Annotated in this window: 24 protein-coding genes; 6 read left to right on the top strand and 18 right to left on the bottom strand. The window is 65.4% G+C overall.

The genetic code is table 11. The features are described 5' to 3' along the window. The 7 genes from rpsG to ACGLHS_RS30220 all read right to left on the bottom strand — a co-directional run bounded on the left by rpsG (position 1) and on the right by ACGLHS_RS30220 (position 5,074). Complete coding sequence (rpsG, locus tag ACGLHS_RS30250; RefSeq protein ID WP_007829591.1) at positions 1 to 474, bottom strand: 30S ribosomal protein S7; 474 nt, start codon at positions 472 to 474, stop codon at positions 1 to 3. A gap of 150 nt (positions 475 to 624) precedes the next feature. After that, positions 625 to 1,002, bottom strand: a complete 378-nt coding sequence (gene rpsL, locus ACGLHS_RS30245; RefSeq protein ID WP_013543948.1) for a 30S ribosomal protein S12 — start codon at positions 1,000 to 1,002, stop codon at positions 625 to 627. 206 nt (positions 1,003 to 1,208) lie between these two features. Then, positions 1,209 to 2,378, bottom strand: coding sequence for a D-alanyl-D-alanine carboxypeptidase family protein (locus tag ACGLHS_RS30240; RefSeq protein WP_394485515.1), 1,170 nt, complete (start codon positions 2,376 to 2,378; stop codon positions 1,209 to 1,211). Between the two features lie 40 nt (positions 2,379 to 2,418). After that, entirely contained in the window at positions 2,419 to 3,051 is a 633-nt protein-coding gene (locus ACGLHS_RS30235; RefSeq protein ID WP_093243366.1) for an alpha/beta hydrolase, read from the bottom strand. Positions 3,052 to 3,124: 73 nt separating this feature from the next. Next, on the bottom strand, positions 3,125 to 3,478 hold the full coding sequence (locus ACGLHS_RS30230; RefSeq protein ID WP_093243364.1) for a ferredoxin: 354 nt from the start codon (positions 3,476 to 3,478) through the stop codon (positions 3,125 to 3,127). A gap of 25 nt (positions 3,479 to 3,503) precedes the next feature. Further along, positions 3,504 to 4,631 (bottom strand): VanZ family protein, encoded by a 1,128-nt coding sequence (locus tag ACGLHS_RS30225; RefSeq protein WP_394485513.1) that lies wholly within the window; start codon positions 4,629 to 4,631, stop codon positions 3,504 to 3,506. 14 nt (positions 4,632 to 4,645) lie between these two features. Next, entirely contained in the window at positions 4,646 to 5,074 is a 429-nt protein-coding gene (locus ACGLHS_RS30220; RefSeq protein ID WP_394485512.1) for a CopD family protein, read from the bottom strand. 369 nt (positions 5,075 to 5,443) lie between these two features. Between ACGLHS_RS30220 and hemB the strand changes: the two genes are divergently transcribed. Next, on the top strand, positions 5,444 to 6,433 hold the full coding sequence (hemB, locus tag ACGLHS_RS30215) for a porphobilinogen synthase (protein WP_394485510.1): 990 nt from the start codon (positions 5,444 to 5,446) through the stop codon (positions 6,431 to 6,433). Positions 6,434 to 6,502: 69 nt separating this feature from the next. Beyond that, the gene (locus ACGLHS_RS30210) at positions 6,503 to 7,669 is read left to right on the top strand and encodes a magnesium transporter CorA family protein (RefSeq protein WP_394485509.1); all 1,167 of its coding nucleotides are present in this window, start codon (positions 6,503 to 6,505) and stop codon (positions 7,667 to 7,669) included. Between the two features lie 89 nt (positions 7,670 to 7,758). Here ACGLHS_RS30210 and ACGLHS_RS30205 read toward each other — a convergent pair whose 3' ends face one another. Beyond that, on the bottom strand, positions 7,759 to 8,127 hold the full coding sequence (locus tag ACGLHS_RS30205) for a DUF4148 domain-containing protein (protein ID WP_093243357.1): 369 nt from the start codon (positions 8,125 to 8,127) through the stop codon (positions 7,759 to 7,761). A gap of 230 nt (positions 8,128 to 8,357) precedes the next feature. Then, the gene (locus ACGLHS_RS30200) at positions 8,358 to 8,687 is read right to left on the bottom strand and encodes an alpha/beta hydrolase (RefSeq protein WP_394485506.1); all 330 of its coding nucleotides are present in this window, start codon (positions 8,685 to 8,687) and stop codon (positions 8,358 to 8,360) included. Between the two features lie 173 nt (positions 8,688 to 8,860). Here ACGLHS_RS30200 and ACGLHS_RS30195 point away from each other — a divergent pair, with 173 nt between their 5' ends. Then, positions 8,861 to 9,766, top strand: coding sequence for a LysR family transcriptional regulator (locus tag ACGLHS_RS30195; RefSeq protein ID WP_093243353.1), 906 nt, complete (start codon positions 8,861 to 8,863; stop codon positions 9,764 to 9,766). Positions 9,767 to 9,825: 59 nt separating this feature from the next. On the opposite strand, the gene ACGLHS_RS30190 is transcribed toward ACGLHS_RS30195, so the two are convergent. Both ACGLHS_RS30190 and ACGLHS_RS30185 read right to left on the bottom strand, forming a co-directional pair. After that, the gene (locus ACGLHS_RS30190) at positions 9,826 to 10,509 is read right to left on the bottom strand and encodes a dienelactone hydrolase family protein (protein ID WP_394485504.1); all 684 of its coding nucleotides are present in this window, start codon (positions 10,507 to 10,509) and stop codon (positions 9,826 to 9,828) included. A 65-nt stretch (positions 10,510 to 10,574) separates the two neighbouring features. After that, positions 10,575 to 11,183: a 2-hydroxychromene-2-carboxylate isomerase gene (locus tag ACGLHS_RS30185; RefSeq protein WP_093243349.1), complete on the bottom strand. Its 609-nt coding sequence runs from the start codon at positions 11,181 to 11,183 to the stop codon at positions 10,575 to 10,577. A 137-nt stretch (positions 11,184 to 11,320) separates the two neighbouring features. On the opposite strand from ACGLHS_RS30185, the gene ACGLHS_RS30180 reads away from it, so the two are divergent. From ACGLHS_RS30180 to ACGLHS_RS30170, 3 genes are read left to right on the top strand one after another with little or no spacing between them, the layout of a single operon-like run. After that, a complete protein-coding gene (locus ACGLHS_RS30180; RefSeq protein WP_394485502.1) occupies positions 11,321 to 12,067 on the top strand; it encodes an SDR family oxidoreductase in 747 nt (248 codons plus the stop codon). A gap of 2 nt (positions 12,068 to 12,069) precedes the next feature. Next, entirely contained in the window at positions 12,070 to 12,723 is a 654-nt protein-coding gene (locus ACGLHS_RS30175; RefSeq protein WP_093243346.1) for a MarC family protein, read from the top strand. A gap of 12 nt (positions 12,724 to 12,735) precedes the next feature. Continuing rightward, positions 12,736 to 13,338, top strand: coding sequence for a hypothetical protein (locus ACGLHS_RS30170; RefSeq protein WP_394485501.1), 603 nt, complete (start codon positions 12,736 to 12,738; stop codon positions 13,336 to 13,338). Between the two features lie 21 nt (positions 13,339 to 13,359). Here the strand turns inward: ACGLHS_RS30170 and ACGLHS_RS30165 are convergent, their stop codons facing one another. The 7 genes from ACGLHS_RS30165 to ACGLHS_RS30135 all read right to left on the bottom strand — a co-directional run bounded on the left by ACGLHS_RS30165 (position 13,360) and on the right by ACGLHS_RS30135 (position 20,816). Continuing rightward, positions 13,360 to 13,821, bottom strand: a complete 462-nt coding sequence (locus tag ACGLHS_RS30165) for an EVE domain-containing protein (RefSeq protein ID WP_394485498.1) — start codon at positions 13,819 to 13,821, stop codon at positions 13,360 to 13,362. 68 nt (positions 13,822 to 13,889) lie between these two features. Then, a complete protein-coding gene (locus tag ACGLHS_RS30160) occupies positions 13,890 to 15,056 on the bottom strand; it encodes an ABC transporter substrate-binding protein (RefSeq protein ID WP_093243339.1) in 1,167 nt (388 codons plus the stop codon). Between the two features lie 57 nt (positions 15,057 to 15,113). Then, positions 15,114 to 16,970: an AMP-dependent synthetase/ligase gene (locus tag ACGLHS_RS30155; protein ID WP_394485497.1), complete on the bottom strand. Its 1,857-nt coding sequence runs from the start codon at positions 16,968 to 16,970 to the stop codon at positions 15,114 to 15,116. A gap of 5 nt (positions 16,971 to 16,975) precedes the next feature. Next, the gene (locus ACGLHS_RS30150; RefSeq protein ID WP_394485496.1) at positions 16,976 to 17,749 is read right to left on the bottom strand and encodes an ABC transporter ATP-binding protein; all 774 of its coding nucleotides are present in this window, start codon (positions 17,747 to 17,749) and stop codon (positions 16,976 to 16,978) included. 286 nt (positions 17,750 to 18,035) lie between these two features. Then, the gene (locus ACGLHS_RS30145) at positions 18,036 to 18,860 is read right to left on the bottom strand and encodes an ABC transporter ATP-binding protein (protein ID WP_093243333.1); all 825 of its coding nucleotides are present in this window, start codon (positions 18,858 to 18,860) and stop codon (positions 18,036 to 18,038) included. After that, positions 18,857 to 19,933 carry a branched-chain amino acid ABC transporter permease gene (locus ACGLHS_RS30140; protein ID WP_093243330.1) on the bottom strand — a complete coding sequence of 359 codons (1,077 nt, stop codon included), beginning with the start codon at positions 19,931 to 19,933 and terminating at the stop codon, positions 18,857 to 18,859. The genes ACGLHS_RS30145 and ACGLHS_RS30140 overlap by 4 nt, the downstream gene beginning before the upstream one ends. Positions 19,934 to 19,940: 7 nt before the next feature. Further along, the gene (locus ACGLHS_RS30135; protein ID WP_394485493.1) at positions 19,941 to 20,816 is read right to left on the bottom strand and encodes a branched-chain amino acid ABC transporter permease; all 876 of its coding nucleotides are present in this window, start codon (positions 20,814 to 20,816) and stop codon (positions 19,941 to 19,943) included. Positions 20,817 to 20,824: the final 8 nt, after the last annotated feature.

The raw sequence follows: 20,824 nt of genomic DNA, 5'->3' as shown, positions 1-20,824 counted from the left end.
TTAGAAGCGGAAGTGGCTGAACGCCCGGTTGGCTTCTGCCATGCGGTGCACTTCGTCGCGCTTCTTCATGGCACCGCCACGGCCTTCCGTGGCTTCCATCAGTTCGTTGGCCAGACGCAGGGCCATCGACTTTTCACCGCGCTTGCGGGCAGCTTCCTTGATCCAGCGCATCGACAGGGCGAGGCGGCGGACGGGACGGACTTCGACCGGCACTTGATAGTTCGCACCGCCAACGCGGCGCGACTTCACTTCGACCATCGGCTTCACGTTGTTGATGGCAACGGTGAACGCTTCGAGGGGGTCCTTGTCCGGGTTCTTCTTTTCGATGAAGTCGAGAGCACCGTAAATGATGCGCTCGGCAACAGCCTTCTTGCCGCCTTCCATGATCACGTTCATGAACTTCGACAGCTCGACATTGCCGTACTTGGGATCCGGCAGGATTTCACGTTTGGGGACTTCGCGACGACGTGGCATTTTTTTAACCTCTTTGCTTCAGTTGGCACCGTTTCCGGTACCGCGAGAGCCAGCTGGAACTCTCACTTACTCGACCCGATATTGGGTCACTTCGTTCGACAAGCCCGCCAAGGCCATCGAACACCGTTTGTTTCTTGACGACAGGAAGGCTTAAGCCTTCTTGGGACGCTTCGCGCCGTACTTGGAACGCGACTGCTTGCGGTCTTTCACGCCTTGCAGGTCGAGCGAACCGCGCACGATGTGGTAGCGAACACCGGGCAAGTCCTTGACACGACCGCCGCGAACCAGCACGACGCTGTGTTCTTGCAGGTTGTGGCCTTCGCCGCCGATGTAGGAAATGACTTCGAAGCCATTGGTCAGACGGACCTTGGCAACTTTACGAAGCGCCGAGTTGGGCTTCTTGGGCGTCGTGGTGTAGACGCGGGTGCAGACACCGCGACGTTGCGGCGAGTTCTGCATGGCAGGGCTCTTCGAATTGATCTTTTCGACCGTTCGACCCTGACGCACCAGTTGATTGATGGTTGGCATGAATGAATAAGTCCCAAAACAGCCCGGCTTTGGCTATTAACCGCCCCTGTCGTGACGCAGGAGCAACCGGGAGATGACGAAAACGTGAAACCCTTCGGAAATTTCCGAAAAGCCCACGAGTATAGCAAACGAGCCTGAAATGGCAAAGTCGGCGGCCTTCGGCAGGGGCCGAAGGCCGGTTCGAGGGCCCTGTCGCGCTGCCTGCGTTATTTGATCCAGAGCCGGACGGCGTCCCAGGCGCGACCCAGAACGCCGGCCTGCTCGACCGCTTCCAGCGCAACCAAGGGCACATCCGCCACCGGCTGGTCGTCCAGGGTGACCTTGAGCGAGCCCACGGGCTGGTACTTGGTGAACGGCGCCACCAGCGGATCGGGGCGCGACACCTGCGTCTTGATCTTGCTGCCGCTGCCGGCAGGCACGGCCACCACGATCGCTTCGGGGCGGCCCAGCTTCAGCACGTTGGCCTTGCCCTTCCAGACGGCCGGCGTGGCCACCGGCTGGCCGGCGTCGAACACGCGGACGGCGTCATAAGCCGTGTAGCCCCAGTTCAACAGCTTCTGGGATTCGTTGGCGCGCGCCGTGTCGCTCGAAGTACCCAGCACGATCGACAGCAGGCGGCGGCCGCCGGTCAGGTTGGGAAAGTCGCGCTTGGCGGTCGCGATCATGCAGTAGCCGGCTGCATCGGTGTGGCCGGTCTTCAGGCCGTCGACGGTCGGGTCGCGAAACAGCAGCAGATTGCGGTTGGTGTCGTTGGTCGACGGCGTGCCGGGGTAGCGGTACTTCTTGATCGCGTAGTACTTGGCTTCCTCGGGGAAGTCGCGCACCAGGCGCGTCGCCAGGATGCTCAGGTCGCGCGCCGTGGTCGTGTGGCCGGGCGCCGTGAGGCCTTCGGGATTCTTGTAGGTCGTGTTCTTCATGCCCAGCGCCTTGGCTTGGGCGTTCATGAGTTCGACGAAGTGCTCCACCGTGCCGCCCACGCCTTCGGCCAGGGCCACCGTGGCGTCGTTGCCCGACTGCACGATCAGGCCCTTGATGAGGTCTTCGACCGGCACCTGCATCTTGGGGTCGATGAACATGCGCGAGCCCGGCATCTTCCAGGCGCGCGGGCTGACGGGGAAGGTCTGGGTCAGCGTGATCTTCTTGGCACGCAGCGCGTCGAACACGACGTACGCCGACATCAGCTTGGTCAGCGAGGCCGGCTCGACGGGGCTGTCGATGTCCTTCTGCGCCAGGATCTGGTTGGCGGTCACGTCGAGCAGCAGGTAGCTGCGTGCAGCCACTTCGGGCGGTGCCGGCATCTGCGCGGCGGTGATCAAGCTGACGGATGCAAAGGCGGCAAAGACCAGCGCGCGAAGCGCGCCTACAAAACGATTCATGGGGAGTTTGGAGAGAGACGAAGACAAGGCCACAAGGCCTTCAGGCGATGCCCGCGCGGAGATGGCGGACAACCAGCCCCTTGAGCAGCGGCAATTGTCCGTGAAAGAAATGACCGCCCCCTGGGACGACTGTGACAGGAAGTGACTGTGGCCGCGCCCAGTCCATCACCGCGGACAGCGGCACGGTGTCGTCGGCTTCGCCGTGAACCACCAGCGCGCGCTCGTGCGCCTCGACGGGCAGCGCGGCCACGGTGTTGCGCGCGGCGGCGGTTCCCACCAGCACGATCTGCCGGAGGTCACGCTCGGCCCAGAGCTTTGCAACAGCGCCGCTCGCAACGAAAGCGCCAAAGGAAAAACCGGCGATCGCCAGCGGACCTTCGGAGGCCAGCTGGCCGACGACATTCAGCATGTCTTCCAGCTCGCCGCGCCCTTCGTCGTGCACGCCTTCGCTGGCGCCCACGCCGCGGAAGTTGAAGCGCACCGAGGTCCAGCCGCTGGCGACAAAGGCACGCGCCAGGGTCTGCACGACCTTGTTGTCCATCGTGCCGCCGAACAGCGGATGGGGATGGGCGATCACCGCGATGCCGCGCGAAGCGTCGGCCGGCAGATCGCGCTGCACCTCGATGACGCCGGCGGCGCCCTGGAGGCTGATCTTTTCGGTCTGGGAGTTCATGGCACTGTCAGAGTGATGGCCGCCGGGCGGGCCGGCGTCGTGCCCGGTACGAGCACGGGGTCTTGGGGAAAGTTCAGCGACCGACGTCGGCAGGCAGCACGAGCCGCTCGACGACCTGGCCGTTCTTCAGGTGCGACTCGACGATCTCGTCGATGTCGTCGGCATCGACGAAGGTGTACCAGACGGCTTCGGGGTACACCACCGCCACCGGGCCACCCGCGCAGCGGTCGAGGCAGCCGGCCTTGTTGACGCGCACCTTGCCGGGCCCGGCAAGCCCTGCCTCCTTGACCTTCGCCTTGCAGCGATCGAAACCCTCCTGTGCGTTGTGCAAGGCACAGGAGTCTTCGCCATTCTTGCGCTCGTTGAGGCAAAAGAAGATGTGGCGGCCGTAGTAGCCGGACGGCGCGGCAGAGGTAGGACTGGGCATCGGACCGATTTTAGTGACGGCCCTCTCAGCCCGCCGTGACGACGCCGGGCCGCCCCCGGCGCGACAGGGCCGCTACCACGTACGCCAGCACGGCGAAGGGCCAGGCCCACCCCAGCCATTGCGCCAGCCCGTGGAACCGGATGAAGCGCCCCTGCTCCCACGTGGCCAGCGTCTGCGCGAAGTACGCGCTCTCGGGCGCCTGGTTCAACAGGCTCAACTGCAGCACGAGCCCCACCAGCAGCAAGGCCGCACACAAGCGACGCGGCGCGAACAGCAGCAGCACGCCAGCAAAGAGCGCGGCCACCATGCCGACCTGAACCGGCAGGTCCAGCCATGCCCACGCATGCGTGGGCCCATAGCTCAATGCAGCCGACAGCGCCGAGGCCGCGATGCCCGCAAGCAAGGTCAGCGGCAGCAGAATGGCCCGCTGCACGACCGAGCGCGCCACCAGATACCCCAGCAGGCACGGCACCAATGCGCCGAGCATCACGCACAGCAACTCCACCGCCGGCACCAGCGGCTCGAGCTCGAATTGGCGCAGCGGCAGCCAGTCGATGAAAGGCGTATCGAGCAGCCATTCGGAAATCGCCGTTTCGAGCCGCTCGAACACCTGCCCCAACCCGAAGGTGACAGCCGCGGGAAACAGCAGCGCAAAGGGCCAGAGTGCGAGCAACACCAGCGCGCCACGCGCGTCTTCGACGAACCACTGCGATCGCGCGCGACTCCAGTGCGCGATCGCGCCCAGCCGTTCCAGCGCCGCGGCCAGCACGGCGCCGAGGATCGTGCCGGCCGTGTTGAGCCCCAGGTCGACGTTGGACGGAATGCGCGCGGGCAGGTAGCTCTGCAGCGTCTCCATGGCAAAGGCGATCGCGGCGCCGGCCACCGTGGCACGCAGCACCGCGCGCCATACGCTGGCACTGCGGCGCGTGCGCAGCACCGTCAGGGCGCACAGGAAGCCGAAGGGCACGTAGCCCACGACATTGATCGCCAGGTCGAAGCCAGTCCAGTACTTGGGCCAGGGCGCCGCCAGATAGGCCCAGGGCGCGATGCCCTGGTCGCGCCAGTCGGCAAAGGGATACAGGCTGGCGTAGACGATCAGCGCCGCATAGGCGAGCGCCAGGGGGAGCGCGGCGGACTTGTGCGAACTCTCCACCGTAGGCACCGGGCTCAGAACGGCTTGACGACCACCAGGATCACGATGCCCAGCAGCAGCAGCACGGGCAGTTCGTTGAACCAGCGGTACCAGCGATCACTGCGCCGGTTGCCGCCCGCCGCGAAGCGCCGCAGCAGCACGGCGCAGCCGTGGTGATAGCCGATCGCCACCAGCACCAGCGCCAACTTGGCGTGCATCCAGCCATTGCCCGGGCCGCGCCCGATGCCGTAGCCCAGCCACAGCCAGAGTCCGAAACCCAGGGCCGGAACCGACAGGAAAGTGGTGAACCGCAGCAGCTTGCGCGCCATCAGCAACAGGCGCTCGCGCTCGGCCACCGACTCGGGCGGAACCATCGCAAGATTGACAAAAATCCGTGGGAGGTAGAACAACCCCGCGAACCAGCTTGCAATGAAAACAATATGGAAAGATTTGACCCAGAGCATGGCGGCAGTTTAGTAGTGCGCCCTGCCATTGCCCTCTGATTCGAGGCGGTTCAGAAAGGCTTCGGGCAAAAAAAAAGCCCGACGTCTTCACGTCGGGCTGGGAAGCCCTTTTGCTGTCACACATCAAGGCACCCGCTCAGGGAGGAAAAGCGGGGAGCGGCAAGCCGCCCGCTTCAGAATTTAACAAAGACGAAACAAGGTTTCAAGCGACTGAGGCACTTTCTTTGACATTTAAAGTAAAAAATCTAAAGCTTTTGTTCTACTATTTTCCGTAGTTGTCAGACAACCTGACTGCCGCAGCGCGGTACTGCGAAATGTTGCTTCAGGCACAATTTTGGATATATGACGTCATCACTTTCCCCCCTGGCGATGTTCCCCGCCGGTCGGCCGCACCGCCTGCGCCGCGATGCCTTCACCCGCAACCTGGTGCGCGAAAACACGTTGACGGTCAATGACCTCATCTACCCGGTGTTTGTGCAGGAAGGCGAGAAGCGGCGCGATGCCGTGCCGTCCATGCCCGGCGTCGACCGCCTGAGCCTCGACCTGTTGCTGCCTGTGGCAGAGCAATGCGTGACGGCGGGCATCCCCGTGATGGCGTTGTTTCCCGTGATCGACGCCAGCCTCAAGACACCTTCCGGCGACGAAGCCTTCAACCCCGATGGCCTGATTCCCCGCGTGGTGGCCGCGCTCAAGGCGCGCTTCCCCGAGCTGGGCGTGATGACGGACGTCGCGCTGGACCCCTACACCAGCCACGGCCAGGACGGCCTGCTCGACGACAGCGGCTACATCCTCAACGAGCCGACTGTCGAAGTGCTCGTGAAGCAGGCACTTGCGCAGTCGCAAGCCGGCGTGGACATCGTGGCACCCAGCGACATGATGGACGGCCGCATCGGCGCCATCCGCACCGCGCTCGAAGCGCGCGGCGACATCCACACGCGCATCATGGCCTACAGCGCCAAGTACGCGAGCGCCTTCTACGGCCCCTTCCGCGATGCCGTGGGCTCCGCATCGACACTGGGCAAGGCCAACAAGAAGGTCTACCAGATGGACCCGGGCAACAGCGACGAAGCGCTGCGCGAAGTCGCGCTCGACATCGCCGAAGGCGCCGACATGGTGATGGTGAAGCCCGGCATGCCCTACCTGGACATCGTGCGCCGCGTGAAGGACGAGTTCCATGTGCCGACCTTCGCCTACCAGGTGAGCGGCGAGTACGCGATGCTCAAGGCGGCCGCCCAGAACGGCTGGCTCGACCACGACGCCGTGGTGTTCGAAAGCCTGCTGGCCTTCAAGCGCGCAGGCGCCGATGGCGTGCTCACCTATTTCGCGCTCGACGCGGCCCGCCTGCTGCAAAAACAGTAGCGGCATGCGGCCGTCGGACGCCCGCTTCCGGGCGTTCCGATGCACAAGAAGAACCAACGGGGCGACGTCATGCGCATCTTCGAAATCAACCGTTCGCAAGCCTGCGAGCACCAGGCGCTGGCGCCGTTGGCCGTGCCGGGTGCGTGCGGTGCCGGCGGCTACCTCTGGATATCGCTCACGCGCGAGGAGTTTCGCGCCTCGCTGCCCGAGGTCCAGCAGATCCTGCAGACCCTTTGCCTGACCCAACTGGTCGACCTGCACGTGGCCGACCTGCTCAACGACCAGTTGCCTTCGCACTACGACTACACCTCGCAATACGACGTGCTGGTGTTCCGCCGCCTCGCGACCGCGCAGGGCCAGGCGGCGCTCGGCAACGGCAAGGGAAACGGCAACGAGACGCCGATGACGCCCACCCCGCCGCAGCCTCGCAGCGGCCCGCCCGTGCTGCGCCGTGTCGACACCCGCCCGGTCGGTTTCGCAGTGTTCGACCGCGTGCTGCTGTCGGTGCACCCCGAGGACGGCGCGGTGCGCGATGCCTTCGCCACGCGGCTTCTGGCGGCCGGCTCGCCCGACGATCGCGGCGCGCCGGCGCTGGACGTGCGCGCCACCTCGGCCCGGCTGCCGACCAGCCCGTCCGACCTGATGCTGCGCGTCGTCAATCAGATCGTCGACGCCTACCTCGACCTGCGTCGGGAACTCACGAAGCAGCTCGACCACTGGCAGACCGAGCTGATCGACCCGCGCAGCCGCTTCACCAATTGGGGCGCGCTGATGGGGGCGCGCCAGTCGCTGCATCACCTGGACGAAATCTGCGAAGACCAGCGCGCCGCCATCCAGGACTGGATCGATTCGCTCGAAACACTGCCCATGCCCAAGGGCGAGACCGAGCAGCGCGAGCGCGAACTCATCATGATCCGCAGCCGCGACGTGCTCGAGCACATCGAGCGCGTGGTGCACCACGTGCACCGGCTCGAGCAGAACGCCGAGACGGCCGTGCAGATGCACTTCAGCGTCCAGGGCCACCGTGCCAACGACATCATGCGGGTGCTGACGGTGCTGACCGCCGTGTTCCTGCCGCTCAACCTGATCGCCGGCATCTTCGGCATGAACTTCGAGTTCATTCCGTTGGTGCACAAGGCCGATGGCTTCTGGATCGCGATGACATCGATGCTGGTCATCGCGGTGCTGCTGGTTCTGATCTTCTGGCGCAAGCGCTATCTCGCGCGCACGCGCTGACGCTCGCTCATTCATCGCGCCCAAAGAAAAAGGGCCCCGCTTGCGCGGGGCCCTTTTTGCATTTCAGCCGCCCCGAGGGGCAACGTCAATTACTTGGCGACAGCGCCCGAACCTTGTTGGGCCTGGACACGTGCGTCAGCGGGGTTGGCCATGGTCGAGATGACCTTGCTGTTGACGCGCGAGCCCGAGCTCACGTTCTGGTCGGGAGCGTAGGCGGTGCGAACGGCTTCAGCTGCGACGATGGCGCGGTCTTGCGACACGGCAACCGTTTCAGCGCCGCGCGAACCGCGCACGACGTTCTGGTTCGGAGCCGACGCGGCGCGCACGGCTTCGGCGTTGACTTCGTCGCGGCTCTTGGTCGAGACGGCGGCGTTCACGCCTTGGTACGTTTCAGCTTGAGCGCCGGTGGCGGCAAGCAGGGTCAGAGCGGCAGCAGCGAGGATTTGCGAGGTCTTCATGGTCAGTTCTCCTGATGTGTTCGTCGGATGGTTTTTCCACCAGGCTTGCACGTTCGTTTACGTTTGCTTGCCTGTGCGGCGAGTTTCCGGGCGAATCGCACAGCCAGAACGCTCGGTTCAGAGACACCGTGTTTCCTCTATTGAAACAATGCTGACATCAAGGCATGCAAGCAATAAAAAGCCGGGCCGATTTGCATCGGCCCGGCCTCTGAAAATCGCTTGCTTTCGGCCTATGGCCGCGCCGTTCGGAATTGCGGCGGGACCTCGCTGTTGGCAAAGGCGCGGCGGTCCAGGTTCTGGTTCGGCGCGTGCGCGGTCGCCACCGCTTCTGCGCGAACCGACGCCCGATCGCGCGAGCTGGGCCGCGAGACCGGCGGCGCCTCGACCACGTCGCCATAAACGTTCCCGTCGCGCGCCGCCGCTGCGGCCTCACTTGCCACTTCGGTCCGACTGGTGGCCGCCTTGAGCGGCTGCACGGGCTCGTAGCCTTCGGCATGGACGACGCCCGCGACGGCCAGCATCGACAGGGCGACAGCGGCAATGGTCTTCGAGGTCTTCATTTCTGTTCCTTCCGGTGTTTCAGCGGGCCTTCGAACGCGGGGCGAAGCCGCAAGATCGATGCAGGCTGGCTGAAACGGCGGCCTGTAACCGAAGTGTCGCCCAATCCCGTTAGGAAAAACCCGGGAGAATCGAACCATCGCGTTCCCAAAACGGAAACAATGGGCTCTTTGACATGGACAGTCTCGATCTGATCAGAACCTTCCGGGAAGTCGCCTCCCATGGCAGCTTTTCCCAGGCGGCCAAGAAACTCGACATGTCGAAAGCCACGGTCAGCAAGTATGTGGCCGAGCTCGAAACCCGCTTCGGCGTGCGTCTTCTCAACCGCTCCACGCGTTCCGTGAGCCTCACCGACGCTGGGCAGCTGCTGCTCGAACGCAGCACGCCCGTGCTCGAAATGGTGGAGCTCACGCAGGCCGCCCTGCAGGAGCGCGCCAGCCAGCCCGGCGGCCGGCTGCGCATTTCGGCCCCGCACGGCATGGGCAACGGCGAGTTTCCCAATCTGCTCGCCGACTTCATGCGCTACTACCCCGACGTGAGCATCAGCCTGCAGCTGACCAATCGCACGGTCGACCTGGCGGAAGAAGGCATCGACGTCGACATCCGCAGCGGCCCCGTCGAAGACGCGAACCTGATCGTGCGCAAGCTGCGCCCCATGAGCATGGTGGTCTGCGCCTCGCCGGTCTACTGGAAAAAGCACGGCAAGCCCGAGCATCCGCGCGACCTGGCCGGCCACGAGGCGCTCACGCATTCGCTGCTGGGCGCGCAGCCGGTGTGGCGTTTCGACGATGGCGGGCAGCCGCTCGACGTGCCGGTCAAGAGCCGCATGGACTGCACCGAGGGCGCGCCGCTGATCCGGGTCGCCATGCACGGCTTCGGCGTGATCTACCTGCCGTCGCTCCTGGTGCAGTCGCACATCGACCATGGCGAACTGGTGCCGGTGCTGCAGGACTACGCGCGCAAGGACATGTGGCTGTCGGCCGCGTACCTCCAGCGGCGCCACAACAGCGCGGCGCTGCGTGCGCTGCTCGACTTTCTGCAGACCCGCGTGGGCAACGGCACGGGCGCCCGCAAGCCCTGAACGAAAAAGCCCGGCACCGATGGCCGGGCTTCGTGTCTGGCGGGACGGCCTTGCGCGCGTCAGCCGAGGTGCTTGGCGAAGAACGCCAGCGTGCGCTCGCGCGCCAGCTTGGCCGCCTCGGCGTTGTACGAACCACGCTGGTCGCAATTGAAGCCATGGCCCACGGGGTACACATGCACTTCCACCTCGGGATGCGCCTTCTTGAAGGTCTCGATGGTGTCCAGCGGAATCCAGTGGTCCTGGTTGCCGAAGTGCGCGAGCACCGGCACCTTGGGCTGGCGTGCCGTTTCTTCCGGCGAGGTCATGCCGCCGCCGTAGTACGGCGCCGCCGCGGCCAGGCCCGGCAACAGGCTCGCCGCGCGCCAGACCAGCAGGCCGCCCCAGCAATAGCCGACGATGCCGACCTTGCCCGCCTTCGAGGCATAGGCAATCGCGGCTTCGATGTCCTGCAGCACGCCGGGTGCGGGCAGTGCCTCGACCGCGGTCTTCAGGCCGAAGCCGTTCTTCATGTCGTCCTCGCTGTAGCCCAGCTCGACGCCTTGCTCCACGCGATGAAAGGTCGCCGGCGCCACCGCCAGGTAACCCTCGGCCGCATAGCCGTCGGCCACCGCGCGGATGTGCGAGTTCACGCCGAAGATTTCCTGGACCACCACCACGGCGCCGCGCGGCTTGCCCGCGGGTTCTGCCACGTAGGCGGGAAAGCTGAACCCGTCCTTGGCGGTGAGATCGATGAATTGGCCCATGGTTGTCTTGCTCCTTGATGGCAAATGAGTGAATAGATGGATAGATGCGCAGGTGAATGCCGTGGCTACGGGCGCAGCGCCCGTTCGACGAAGTCGAGGCGATCCTGCCCCCAGAATATTTCACCGTCGATCACGTAGCTCGGCGCGCCGAACACCTGGATGTCGATGGCTTCCTGCGTGTAGGCCTCGTAGCGTTCCTGCACCGCCTGGCTCTGCGATTGCTCGGCGCGCTTGGCCGGCAGCCCGCACTCCACGACCAGCGCTTCGAGCAGGTTCGGATCGCCGATGTTCCGCTCCTGCACCCACACCGCCGCGAACACCGCCGCGCTCATGCGCATCGCGGCCTGCGTGCCGTCGTTGATGTCGACCGCGATGATCAGCCGGGCCGCGTCGTCGCTCGCCACCGGAAAGAACTTCGGCTTGGGGTTCAGCGGCAACCCGAGATGGCGCGAGAAGCGCGCCAGATCGACCAGCCGGTAGGCCTGGCGCTGCGGCGCCCGCTTGCCCAGCGGCAGCCCGCCGGACACCGGGAACACGCTGCCCATGTCGATGGGCCGCACGCGCACCGTGGCGCCCGCCGCCGCGGCAATCGCCTCGAAGCGGCTGTGGCCCAGATAGGTCCACGGGCTCTGGGGCGCAAAGTAGTAGTCGATCGTCTTGCTGGTGGTGTGCATTCGGTAACCTCCGTGCCGCGCACCGCGGTGCGCGCTTGCCTGGACGGCCCCGCGCAGTGCCCGTGCGCCGGCCCTCGATGATGTAATCCAAGCCGACGGTTTTAACTGACACGCAGTTTCTCTGCAGGAGGTAGGTTTTGGACCAAGTGCTCTTGATCACGGGTGGCGGGCGCGGCATCGGCGCCGCCACTGCATTGCTGGCGGCAAAGCGCGGTTACGCGGTGGCCGTCAACTACGCCAGCAACTCGCTGGCGGCCGACGAAGTGGTGCGCACCATCCGCGCGGGCGGCGGCACGGCCATCGCGGTGCAGGCCGACGTCGGCGACGAAGCGCAAGTGCTCGCGATGTTCGCCAAGGTCGACGCCAAGCTCGGCCGACTCACCGCGCTGGTCAACAACGCGGGCGTGGTCGACGTGACGGCCCGGGTCGACGAAATGAGCACGGCGCGGCTGGAGCGCATGTTCCGCATCAACGTGATCGGCAGCTTCGTCTGCGCGCGCGAAGCCGTGCGCCGCATGAGCACCAAACACGGCGGCGCGGGCGGCGCCATCGTCAATGTCTCCAGCGGCGCCGCGCGGATCGGCTCGCCCGGCCAGTACGTCGACTACGCGGCCAGCAAGGCCGCCATCGACACCTTCACCATCGGCCTGGCCAAAGAGGTGGCCGACGAAGGCATCCGCGTGAACGCAGTGCGCCCCGGCGTGATCGACACCGACATCCACGCCTCGGGCGGCCTGCCCGACCGCGCCGCCGCGCTCGGCCCGCAGGTACCCATGAAGCGCGCCGGCACCGCCGACGAGATCGCGGGCGCCATCCTCTGGCTGCTTTCGGCCGAGGCCAGCTACACCACCATGGCTCTGCTCGACGTCACCGGAGGAAGGTAGCCATGAGCACCTCGATGGACCTGATCAAGCCGCTGGTCACGCTGGTGGCCATCGTCAACCCACTGGCCATCGTGCCCTTCTTCATCCACTACACGCAGGACTACTCCGACGCCCAGCGGCGCCACACGGTGCGCATGTCGGCCTTCAGCGCCTTCGTCGTCATTGCGGTCAGCGCGCTGATCGGGCTGCAGCTGCTGTCTTTCTTCGGCATCTCGATCGCCAGCTTCCAGGTCGGCGGCGGCCTGCTGCTGTTGATGAGCTCGATCTCGATGCTGAATGCGCAACCTGCCGAAAGCAAGACCAACGTCGAGGAACTGCGCGCCACCGAAGTGAAGGCGTCGATGGGCGCCTCCATCGCGGTGGTGCCGCTCACGATTCCGCTGCTCACCGGGCCGGCCGCCATCTCCACCGTGGTGATCTACGCCGACAAGGCGCAGCACCTCTGGGAGCTGGCGGTGCTGGTCGGCTACGGCGTCGTGGTCGCGCTGGCCACGGCCCTTGCGTTCTCGCTCGCCCACCCGATCGCGCGCGTGCTCGGCAAGACCGGCATCAACATCATGACGCGGCTGATGGGGTTGATCCTTGCGGCGCTCGCGGTCGAAGTGATGGCCGATGGGCTCGGCAAGCTGTTCCCCGTCCTCTCGCGCATCACATGACAAGGGCATGACATGAAGAAGTTCTTCTTTTTCTCCTTCGCATCCCGCGCCCCGCTGGCGTCCGGCGCGCTGCTCGCGGTGCTGGCCATTGCAGGCTGCGCATCGCCCAAGCCCCAGGAGCAAAAAGATGGCGACGGCGGACGCTTCCTGCGCTACAGCTCGTCGCAGACCTGGGTCGAGCCCACCGCGCAGGAGCGCAGCACCTTCGAGCGCGAACGCGACCACATCGTGCAGCGCAGCTCGCTCGCGACCGCGCTGCGCGCAAGCCAGGGCTCGCTCGAAGCGCTGGGCTATGCGCGCGTGGAAGCCGACCCCGACTTCAACCTCATCCAGGGCGTGCACAACGAACTGCTGGTCAGCAAGGAACGCGAAACCCTGCGTGCCGTGCTGAAGTCGAGGATGGGCCTGCCCGGAAGACCCGACCACCAGACGACCGAAGCCTTCGTCGCGCTGCGGCCGGGCCGGGCGCCCGGCGAGGTCGTGGTCCGCGCACGTTTCAGGACCACGGTCTGGGATAGCAATGGCGATTCGCGCTCCATGCTCGTGACCGACGCACCGCCCTACCAGGCGTTCTTCGCCAAGCTCGACAACGCGCTGGGCGTCGTGAGCAAGTAGGCGGCAATCCGCCGCCCTGGCTCAGGCCAGCATCTTCTCGATGATCTTCCAGTGCGCGGGCTCGACCGGCGTGATCGACAGCCGGTTGCCCTTGCGCAGCACGATCAGCTCGGCCAGCTCGGGCTTGGCGCGCAGCTCGGGCAAGGCCAGCAGGCGGGTCTTGCGCACCGCCTGCACATCCACCAGCAGCCAGCGCGGATCGTCCTTCTTCGCGCCCGCGTCGTAGTACGGCGACTTCGGATCGAACTGCGTCGGATCGGGCTTGATGGCCGAGGCCACCCGCGCGATGCCGGCAATGCCCGGCTCCGGGCAGCTCGAGTGATAGAACAGCACCCCGTCGCCGACCTTCATGCCGTCGCGCATGAAGTTGCGCGCCTGGTAATTGCGCACGCCGGTCCACGCCACGGTGGCATCGGGCGCGGCGAGCGCGTCGTCGATCGAGACCTCGTCGGGTTCGGATTTCATCAACCAGTACTGGGGCATGGCGGGCACTCTCGCGATGGGTTTCGCGACGAAATATAGCCGCCCTCCCCGGTGCTGGCGAGCACCCCTTACGGCGTCACGTAGTCAGAGACCACCACCCACTTGCCGTCCTTGATCTGCGAGAGGCGCGACTGGTCGTTGCCCAGGCGCTTGGTCGCGGTGTACGTGCTCTTCGGGCTGCCGAACATGTCGGGCTCGAAGGTGATGCTGTCCATCGCCTTGATGAAGCTGTCGGTCGTGAGGTTCGGCCCGGCCTTCTGCGCCGCCTTGATGAACGAGTCGATGATCACGTAGCCGTACACCGAGAACACGGTCGGGTCTTCGTTGAACTTGGTCTTGTACTTGTTGGCCCAGAAGCGCAGCGGTTGCGACTGCTCGTCGGTGTAGGGGTTCTGCACCGTCATCGTGGCGTAGACGCCGTCCATCGCCTTGCCGCCCAACTTGTGGATCAGGTCGGTGTACGCCGCGCTCGAGCCCAGGAAGGTCGGGTTGAAGCCCGTCTTGCGCGCCTCGCCTACCGTGCCGATGGTCTCGCGGATGATGGTGCCGAGCACCACGAGGTCGCAATTGGCCGCCTTCATCTTCGCGACCTGCGAGCTGAAGTCGGTGGCACCGCGCTTGAACGATGTCTTCTCGGCCAGCTCCATGCCCGCGGCCTTCAGGCCCGCTTCGGCGCCGCGCTGCACCTCGAGCCCGAACTCGTCGTCCTGGTAGATGGTGCAGACCTTCTTGGCGCCCTTGTCCTTGATCATCTTCGGCAGGGCCAGCCGGATCTGGTCGTAGTAGGTGGCGGCGAACGAATACTTCAGCCGGTTCAGCGGCTCGTACATCTCGCGCGCCGCCGTGATCGGCATGTAGTTGATGACGTTCTTGTCGAACTGCACCGGCATCGCCGCCATGTTCTGCGCCGTGCCGATGTGGCCGGCCATGATGAAGATCTTTTCCTGGTTCACCAGCTTCTGCGCCGCCAGCACCGCCTTCTTCGGGTCGTAGCCCGAGTCTTCGACGAAGAGCTTGAGCTTGCGCCCGTTGATGTTGCCCTGCTCGTTGAGTTCGTCCACCCGCAGCTGCATGCCGTTGCGCGCCTGCTTGCCGAAGCCCGCAAGCGGGCCCGACAGATCCTGGATGGTGCCGATGCGGATCTCGTCCTTGGTCACGCCCTGTTGCTGCTGCGCGGACGCGAGCGTGGCGACCAGGCCCAGCACGGCCAGCGCCGTCAGTGTCTTGAGCTTCATGCGGTTGTCTCCTCGGGTTGACGAAAAAAACGGATCTGCAATCTCTCTGCGCACAGGTCAGCGGTACATGGCCTCGATGCGCTCCGCGTACTTGGTCTGCACCAGCTTGCGCTTGAGCTTCATCGTCGGCGTGAGCTCTTCGTCCTCGGCGCTGAGCTGCGTCTCGAGCAGAAAGAACTTCTTGATCTGCTCGACACGCGCGAACTTGGCGTTGACGCGGTCGATCTCGCCCTGGATCAGGTCCTGCACTTCGCGCGTGCGCGTCAGGCTCTCGTAGTTGCTGAACGGCACGTCGTTGTCCTGCGCAAACTTCTCGACGTTCTCCTGGTCGATCATGACGATCACCGTGAGGTAGGGCTTCGCATCGCCGATCACCACCGCATCGGTGATGTAGAGGCTGAACTTGAGCTCGTTCTCCAGCTCGCTCGGCGTCACGTTCTTCCCACCTGCCGTGATGATGATGTCTTTCATCCGGTCGGTGATGCGGAAATACCCGTCCTCGTCCATCACGCCCACGTCGCCCGTGTGCAGCCAGCCGTCGGCGTCGATGGTCTCGGCGGTCTTCTCGGGCAGGTTCAGATAACCCATGAAGACATTGGGGCCACGCACCAGAATTTCGCCGGTGCCGGGTTCGATGCGCACTTCGTTGTAGCCCGTGGCCGGCCCGATGGAGCCCGGCTTGATGCGCGTCGCCGGCACGGCCGTCGAGGCGCCGCACGACTCCGTCATGCCCCACACCTCCAGCATCGGCACGCCGAGCGCCAGGTACCACTTGACCAGCTCGGGCGAGATCGGCGCCGCGCCCGTCACGAGAAACCGCGCACGGTGAATGCCGATGAGCTTGCGCGCGTTGTCCAGCGCCAGCAGCCGCGCAAGCCTGAACTTGAGCCTGAGCCCCGCGCCGACAGGTTCGCCCGCCAGCACCTTCGCCGCGATGGCTTCGCCCACGCCGATGCTCCACTTGTAGGCGGCCTGCTGCAGCGGGCCCGCCTCCTTCAGCGCGATCATCACGCCCGAGTAGAACTTCTCCCACACGCGCGGCACGGCCGTGAACACGGTGGGCGCAATCTCGCGCACGTTCTCCGGCACCGTCTCGGGGTTCTCCACGAAGTTGAGGATCGAGCCGGTGTACATCGCGAAGTACTCGCCGCCCATGCGTTCGGCGATGTGGCACAGCGGCAGGAAGCACATGCGCTCGTCCTTCTCGTCCTGCGCGATGAGCGTGTTGTAGCCGCGCGCGGTGTACACCAGCCCCGCATGGCTGTGCATGGCGCCCTTGGGCTTGCCGGTGGTGCCCGAGGTGTAGACGAGGATGGCCAGGTCTTCGGGCCGGCAGGCGGCCACGCTGCGCTCGACGGCCTGCGGGTCGCCCGCAAGGTGCATGCGGCCGAGCACGCGCAGCGCCTCCAGGCTCATGACGCCGGGGTCGTCGAGGTCGCGCAGGCCTTCCATGTCGAACACGATCACGCGGCGCAGGCCCGGCAGGCCGTCGCGCACCTCGAGCGCCTTGTCCAGCTGCTCGTCGTCTTCCACGAAGAGGATGGTGGTGCGCGAGTCTTCGCACAGGTAGTGCACCTGCGAAGCCGCGTCGGTCGGGTAGATGCCGTTCGACACGCCGCCGCAACTGAGCACGGCCAGGTCGGCCAGCACCCATTCGATGACCGTGTTCGAGAGGATCGATGCGCACTCGCCCCGCGCGAAGCCGATCGCCTGGAGACCGGCCGCGATCTCGCGCACCGCGTCGGCGGTCTGGTGCCAGCTCCAGCTGCGCCAGATGCCCAGCTCTTTCTGCCGCATCCAGACGGTGTCGCCGCGCTGCTTCACGGCGTTCCAGAACATGGTGGAAATGGTGTCGCCGGGCACGACGACGTCGAGCCGGGGTTCGAAGGTGTTGAGCTCCCAGAGTCCTTGCATGGCGGCTACCTCCAGGTCTTCTTCTTTTTCCAGCGCCGCTCGCCGCGCACGCCGTCGTCTTTCACGCCGAGGTAGAACTCCTTGATGTCTTCCTTTTCGCGCAGGCGTTCGCAGGAGTCTTCCATCACGATGCGGCCGTTCTCGAGCACGTAGCCGTGGTCCGCGGCATTGAGCGCCATGTTGGCGTTCTGCTCGACCAGCAGGATCGTCGTGCCACGCTCGCGGTTGATGCGCACGACGATCTCGAAGATCTCCTTCGTCAGCTTGGGGCTCAGGCCAAGGCTGGGTTCGTCCAGAAGAATGAGATGCGGTGCCGCCATGATCGCGCGCGAGATCGCCAGCATCTGCTGCTGGCCGCCCGATAGCAGGCCGGCGTCCTGCGTGGCGCGTTCACGCAGGATGGGGAAGTAGCTGTAGACAGTCTCCATGTCGCGCGCCACGCCGTCGCGGTCCTTGCGTGTGTAGGCGCCCATCAGCAGGTTGTCCTTCACCGACAGCAGCGGGAACACTTCGCGCCCTTCGGGCACATGGCTCAGCCCCTGCTGGACGATGTAGGCCGGGTCCTTGGCCGTGATGTCCTTGCCCTGGAATTCGATGCTGCCCTTGCGCGGATCGATGATCCCCGAAATGGTCTTGAGGATCGTGGTCTTGCCCGCACCGTTCGAGCCCAACACCGTCGCAATTTCGCCCTGCCGAACTTTCAGACTGACGCCCCGGATGGCCTTGATGGGCCCGTAGGCGCTTTCCACATTGAGCAACTGGAGTACGACATCGCTCATACCGGCGCTCCTACGTTCAGGGAGCAACGCCGAGCCCCACAAACACGCACAGGACAAAAACCCCACGACCAAGCCCGGTGTGCGGTGCGGGGTGGGCGCCCCCTCTGCGCCGCCGAGGAGCGCAACGTTGCGCGGATCAGGGCTCGCAGCTGTTTGAGCGCAGCGAGTTCTGCGAGACCCCGCGAAACGCGAGCACCGCAGGGCAGCCGCGAAGCGGCCGGCGCAGCGGGGGCGCCCGCACCGTGCCGCATGCCGGGCGCTCCCAAAGAGGCAACGAACAAGGCCGTCACACCGCCACCCTCCTCAAACTGCTGACGTCATCCACAGTCCCAAGATAAGCCTCGATCACACGTGCATCCGCCTGTACTTCACGCGGTGTTCCGGTAGCCAAAACCTCGCCCTGATTCATGGCAAGGACGCGGTCCGACACCTTCGAGACCAGAGACATGTCGTGCTCGACCATCAACACCGATACGCCCAGCTCATGCTGGATGTCCTGAATCCAGAACGCCATGTCCGCCGTCTCTTCGACATTGAGACCGGACGACGGCTCGTCGAGCAGCAGCAGCTTGGGCTCGGTGCACAGCGCGCGCGCCAGCTCCACCACCTTGCGCACGCCATAGGGCAGCCCCGCCACCATCGAGTCGCGGTGGTGCTGCAGGTCCAGCAGCTCGATCACCTGCTCCGCCTTCTCGCGCGCCGCGATCTCCGCGCGCCGCGTGGCGGGCGTGAAGAACACCTCGCTCCAGAAGCCCGTCTGCCGGTGCGTGTGCCGGCCGATCAGCAGGTTGTGCAGCACCGTCGCATGCTCGAAGAGTTCGATGTTCTGGAAGGTGCGCGCAATGCCCAGCGCGGCAATCGCATGCGGCGCCTGCTGCGTCAGCGCAATCGGGCTTCCCGCTTCGCCGTGCCACGTGATCTCGCCGGTGGTCGGCGTGTAGATGCGGCTGATGAGGTTGAACACCGTCGTCTTGCCCGCGCCGTTCGGGCCGATCAGGGTGAAGACCTCGCCGCGCCGCACGTCGAAGCTCACCTTGTTGACCGCGAGCACGCCGCCGAAGCGCACGCTCAATTCCTTCGCGGAAAGGAGGATGTCGTTGCTGCTGCTCATCTCAGGCGGTCCGACTTGGTGAACGACTTCTGCCGCTTGAACAGGCCCTTGCGATAGAACGGAAAGAGCTGCAGCCAGGTGCGGATCTTCAGCCAGCGGCCATACAGCCCCAACGGCTCGAACAGCACGAACGCGATCAGCACCAGCCCGTACACCAGCCCCTGCAGGCCCGGTGCCTGGCCGACCACCTCCGGCAGCCAGTCCTTGCCCATCGAGATCAGCTGCGGCATCGCGATCAGGAAGATCGCGCCGAGGAACGCGCCATGCACCGACCCCAGCCCGCCGATCACCACCATCAGCAGCAGGTCGATCGACTGCAGGATGCTGAACTGGTCGGGCGAGATGAAGCTCAGCTTGTGCGCGTACAACGCACCGCCCAAACCTGCGAGCGCCGCCGAGATCGCGAACGACATCGTCTTGTAGCGCGCGAGATGGATGCCCATGCTCTGCGCCGAGATCTCCGAATCGCGGATCGCGACGAAGGCGCGCCCCGTCGGCGAGCGCAGCAGGTTCAGGATGCCCAGCGTGGCCAGCACCGCCACCACCAGGCACAGAAAGTAGAAGCCGTCGCCCGAACCCAGCGACCAGCCGAAGAGCTGCGGCGACTTCACGTGCAGCCCCGCGTTGCCGCCCGTCACGCTCTCCCAGCGCGCAAAGACCTCTTCGACGATGAAGCCGAAGGACAGCGTCGCGATGCCGAGGTAAATGCCCTTCACGCGCAGCGCCGGCAACGCGACCACCACGCCCACAGCCGCAGACAGCGCCGCGGCCGCGACCAGCGCCAGCGGGAACGGCACGCCCAGGTTCGTCAACACGCCTTGCGTGTACGCCCCCGCCCCCAGAAAGGCCGCATGCCCGATAGAGAACTGCCCCGTGAAACCGGCCAGCAGCATCAGCCCCAAACCGACGATGCCGTAGATCAGCACGAAGGTCAGCTGCGCCAGCCAGTATTCGTCGATGACCCACGGCGCCGCGATGAGAAACGCAATGAGCAGGCTGTACCAGAGCACATGGCCGCCGTGCCTTGCAAGGCGGATGTCCTGGTCGTAGCTGGTCTTGAAGATGAAGCGCATGGGATGTTCAGACCTTCTTGCGCAGCTTCTCGCCGAACAGACCGTTGGGCTTGATCATGAGCATCAGCAGCACCACGATGTACGGCGCCGTGTCCTTGAAACCATCGGGCAGATAGAAGCCCGCGAACGACTCGACGATGCCGATGACGAGCCCCCCGACGATCGCGCCCGGCAGGCTGCCGAAGCCACCGACCACCGCGGCAGGAAAGGCCTTGAGCCCGATGAAGCCCATGTTCGCGTGCACGAAGGTGATGGGCGCGAGCAGCATGCCGGCAATGGCCGCGACGGCCGCCGCCAGCCCCCACACCAGCCCGTTGAGCCGCTTCACCGGGATTCCCATGTAGTAGGCCGCGAGCTGGTTCTGCGACGAGGCCTGCATCGCGATACCGAGCTTGTTGTAGCGGAACATCGCGAACAGCAGCGCGCAAAGAACGGCCGTGGCGATGATGATCGCCAGCTGCTCGAGGTTGACCACCAGCTCGCCCAGTTTCCATATCTGGTCCTTGTAAGGCACGGCCAGCGTGTGGGTCTCGGTGCCGATGCCCGGCACCATCGTGATGATGCCGCGCGCTACATACGCAATGCCGATGGTGAGCATCACGATCGAGAACTGCGGCTGCCCCAGGATCGGGCGGATCACCACCAGCTCCAGCAGCACGCCGAAGGCCGCCATCGCCACCACCGCGAGGATGGCCGCGAGCCAGAACGGCATGCCGAAGAGCGACATGCCCGCGAACGCGCCGAAGGCACCGAGCATCATCAGGTCGCCCTGCGCAAAGCTCACCGTTTCGGTGGCCTTGTAGATCAGCACGAAGCCCAGTGCGATCAGGCCGTAGATGCAACCTTGTGCAATGCCCGACAGCAGGAGTTGGAGGATCTGCATGGGGCCCC

It is taken from the genome of Variovorax sp. VaC1 (genome assembly GCF_043658315.1).
In the GTDB taxonomy this organism is placed as follows: Bacteria; Pseudomonadota; Gammaproteobacteria; order Burkholderiales; family Burkholderiaceae_C; genus Variovorax.
This window is presented reverse-complemented; position numbering and strand designations above follow the sequence as displayed.